This window comes from uncultured Blautia sp., assembly GCF_902497045.1.
Classification (GTDB): domain Bacteria; phylum Bacillota; class Clostridia; order Lachnospirales; family Lachnospiraceae; genus Blautia_A.
The window spans coordinates 1-3,980 of record NZ_CABVDF010000243.1 but is presented as its reverse complement, the minus strand read 5'-3'; the positions used below and the strand labels follow the sequence as shown (position 1 = coordinate 3,980).

Annotated in this window: 2 protein-coding genes; both read right to left on the bottom strand. The window is 42.7% G+C overall.

The genetic code is table 11. The features are described 5' to 3' along the window. A partial coding sequence (locus RDS42_RS13085; protein WP_308784047.1) for a serine hydrolase occupies positions 1-1,421 on the bottom strand: 1,421 nt, incomplete at its 3' end. A 106-nt stretch (positions 1,422-1,527) separates the two neighbouring features. Further along, a complete protein-coding gene (locus RDS42_RS13080; protein ID WP_308784046.1) occupies positions 1,528-3,891 on the bottom strand; it encodes an ATP-dependent DNA helicase in 2,364 nt (787 codons plus the stop codon). Positions 3,892-3,980: the final 89 nt, after the last annotated feature.

The following is a 3,980-nucleotide window of genomic DNA, read 5'->3' as shown; positions in this document are numbered from 1 at the left end:
ACGACTCCGGATATGGTACGTATATTTTCAATGGCTGTCTCTGCACTCTTAAAATCTTCAGACATCACACAGAGTATATATGTTGTTTTTGGTCCATAAACAATTGCCATATCATGCTGATCCTGATCAGTCTCTCCGGTCTTATTGGCAATAGGTATATCTGCGCTGATCCCTGCAGGGATCTTGGTGGTATTCCTCTGGTTCATCAAAAGTTCCAGCATTTTTTCGGATGCCTCTTTGCTTACACAGTCACCTCTGAAAATGCTCTCAAGCAGCGCACCGCAGTCACTTACTGTAGATGTATTGTGTTCTCCCATACTGACCTTTGGAGAAGCAGAAGGATGAAGCGTACTTTGGTAAACCGTATCGGAGTAGCCCTCTTTCTGGATAAACTCATTTACCTTTTCTGCCCCGTCCAGAAAATCATGTTTTTCTGACTGAAGTCTTCCAAGCTCATTGCAGGATTCGTTATCACTGACGGTGATCATATTCCATAACAGATCATTCACTTTTGTCTGTACCTCAGCATCATCCGGTTCCTTCTTCATAAGAGCCGCCTCATGCTCCAGTATCTGATCCATATTTTCATAGGAGGCCGCCATAACAAACGCCTTGATCAGACTGGCCGGATATATCTTCTGATCGTTCAGAATGATCTCCTCTTCTGTATTCAGATTTTTCACATAAATACTCCAGGTTCCTTCATACCCTGCGATCATAGATTTTAGCTGAGGTTCCAGTGTTTCCATTCCCAGATTCTCCATGTCGGAAACTTTTCCTGTTTCATCTACAGGAAATCCTTCAGGAGTCACACCGGCTTCCTGTACCAGAACGCCATTGTTTCCACCAAAATAATAGGTACCGGAAAACATCTGTCCATTAGATGCCATTTCCAGTGTATGAAGCCCTGGTTCTGTAACCATACGGCCATCTTCATTAAAATAATAGTAACCTTCATATGAAGTCTTGTCGATCATCAGACCTGAAATATAACGGATCTGCGGAGCTGCCGAGAGCTTTCCCAGATTGTTTGCCATATACAGCCCGTCAAATACTTTTTCTGAGTCCTCTGTCTCACAGGAAAGACCTTTGATCGAGACTATATGAGGTGTTCCCGCCATAAAATGTCCTGTTTCGTCATGATAATAAAAGCCGTTAAAAACTGTGCCGTCAATTTCCATATGATCAAAATAATGAACACCGGCTTCTGCATGTTTTGTCCCGTCTTCTTTAAGGCAATAAAAACTGTCACTTTTTAAAAGATATTTTTCCGATCCGTCTTTTATCGGACGAATCTGTGCCTCTTCCACATGAGAAAACAAATTTTCTTCAGCCACTGCTGCCTGCGCTGACGAAGGAAACAGACACAGAAATAAAGCCCCCAAAAGTATTCCGAGACGGCTACCGATTCCAGCTTTCATAAATCTCTCCTTTATTTCAGCCAGCTTCTTTGTCCCTGTCAGGACATGACAGCTGGATTTTCTTTATCTGAAACTTTACTACAGTATACCTGAATTTTCTCAGATGTCAAGAAATCTCCTCCGGAAATCCCTTCCAAAACTGCTTCAGGTACTGCTCTACATTTCCCAGTCTACACACAGCTGCATCCTCCCATTCTGCCGGAAACAGCATACGATAATCTGTATTCAAAAAGCGTTCGTCCATAAGAAGAATGGTTCCTTTATCCTCCCGTGTCCGGATCACTCTTCCGGCTGCCTGAAGAACTTTATTCATTCCCGGATATCGATATGCATGATTGAATCCACATTCTCCCCGTTTATCATAATATTGTTTCAGAAGTTCTCTTTCCAGGCTCACCTGTGGAAGTCCTGTCCCTATAATCGCTGCTCCGATCAGACGGTCTCCCATAAGATCTATCCCCTCAGAAAAAATCCCTCCCATAATACAAAAGCCTAACAGGGTTTCCTCTTTCTGATCTTTAAATTCTTCCAAAAACTCTTCTCTTTCCCGTTCATTCATGGAAGAAGTCTGACAGATGCATCTTACCCAGTCAGATGAAAATTCCTCTTCATATACATGAAAAACATCCTCCATAAGGCGGTATGAAGGAAAGAACACCATATAATTTCCTTTTTTCTGCCACGCCATTCTTGCAATATATTCTGCGATCTTCCTGTATTCCCCGTATCCCCTTCTGGTATAGCGGCTGCTTACATCCGCACAGATAAGAATGCGTCTGTTTTTCTGGTCAAAAGGCGACCGCACATAAATTCCATAGTCGTCTTCTCTTGTACTGAGAAGACTCCTGTAATACTGCATGGGAATCAGGGTTGCAGAAAAAAATACTGCGCTGCGTCCTTTGCTAAGGTATTCCTGCAGATTGGCCGCCGGATTCACACAATAAAGATGAACTCTGTATTTTCCATCCTCTCCTGCCGCTCCGTAGATCACATAATTCTCATCTGTCAGCTCTGAAATATTCAGGAAATCCCGTATATCAAAATAAAGCTCCAAAATACCGTCCACTACCTCCTGAGAAGGAGGTTCCTCTAAAAGTCTGTCCATCTCTCCCTGTACCTGAAGAAGGGTCAGAGGAAGCGTTCCCGTATTTTCCATTACAAGACAGGGATCACTTTCTTTTTTCAATTCCAGCAGCTGTTTTGCCACTCTGCCCAGAACACGATACAGTTTCGGACTATAAGGCTTTATAAATTTACGTACTTCCACAATGTCCTCTCTTGCCAGAGACGCACTGTACATTTCCCTTCCGCGCTCTACCAGATTGTGTGCTTCGTCAATAAGAAAAATATATTCTCCTGAAACATTTTCTCCAAAAAAACGTTTTAAATGGACATTCGGATCAAATACATAATTATAATCACAGATCACCCCATCTACCCATAAAGAAAGATCCAGACACATTTCAAATGGACAGACTTTAAATTTTTCTGCCTGAGCTATAATTTTTTCTCTGGAAAAAAACTGCTCCGACGTCCACAACTCATAAACTGCTTCGTTAACTCTGTCGAAGTGCCCCTTTGCATAAGGACATTTTTCCGGCGTACATTCCGGCTTTTCGCAGCAGCACAGCTTTTCCTTAGCAGTAATAGTCACAGTCTGAAAAAGCAGTCCCCGCTGTCTCAGGATCTCAAAAGCATCCTGAGCAACCGTTCTTGTGATAGTCTTGGCAGTAAGATAAAATATCATCTCGCCTTTTCCCTCTCCCACTGCCCGTACAGCCGGAAACACGGAAGACATCGTTTTTCCTACACCGGTAGGAGCCTGAACAAAAATCTGCTTTTTGCTGGAAACAGCATGATAGACACCTGTCACCATCTCTCTCTGACCTTTTCTGTAAGAAAATGGAAATTCCAGTTTTTTCATGGATGCATCTCTTTTTTCTTTCCATAACTGACGATAAGAAACCCATTTATGATATTGGTCAACAAGATCCTGAAACCAGTTTTTCAGAAATGTTCTGGTTAATGTCTCTCGAAATCTCCTGATCTCCTCGGTGTCCAGATTCGCATATGTCATTTGTACGTCAATTTCTTCCAGATTTTCCTGATCAGCCGTTATGAAAGCATAACACATGGCCTGAGCTCTGTGTACCGGTACGGCTGACTCCAAGGTTTCTACTTTTCTGTATACACCTTTGATCTCATCAATACAAGTCTTTCCGTCCTCTGTAAAAATCCCGTCTGCTCTTCCTTCTATCCGCAAAACCACATCTTCATACTCTATATCATATTTCAGAGGAACCTCCGGCCTGTAATTGCCCCCCATTTGTCGCTGGATCTTTCTGTGCAGGCGGCTTCCCTTTTGCATCGCCTCCTTATCCATTGCTCCTCTTCTGCTGTCCAGATCTCCACTCCGCAAAATAAACTCTACAAGACTGCGGACAGAAATACGGATCTCTGTCTTTTCCATATGTCCCCTGCTCCTGATAAATTTTTCGCATCCTCGCGGAGCGTTTATTATATACTAGAATAGGTAATTACAGAATATACTGTTTTCCT

Excerpts from the sequence above, each read along its gene's own strand:
- RDS42_RS13080 (WP_308784046.1), bottom strand. The coding sequence starts at position 3,891 with ATGGAAAAGACAGAGATCCGTATTTCTGTCCGCAGTCTTGTAGAGTTT.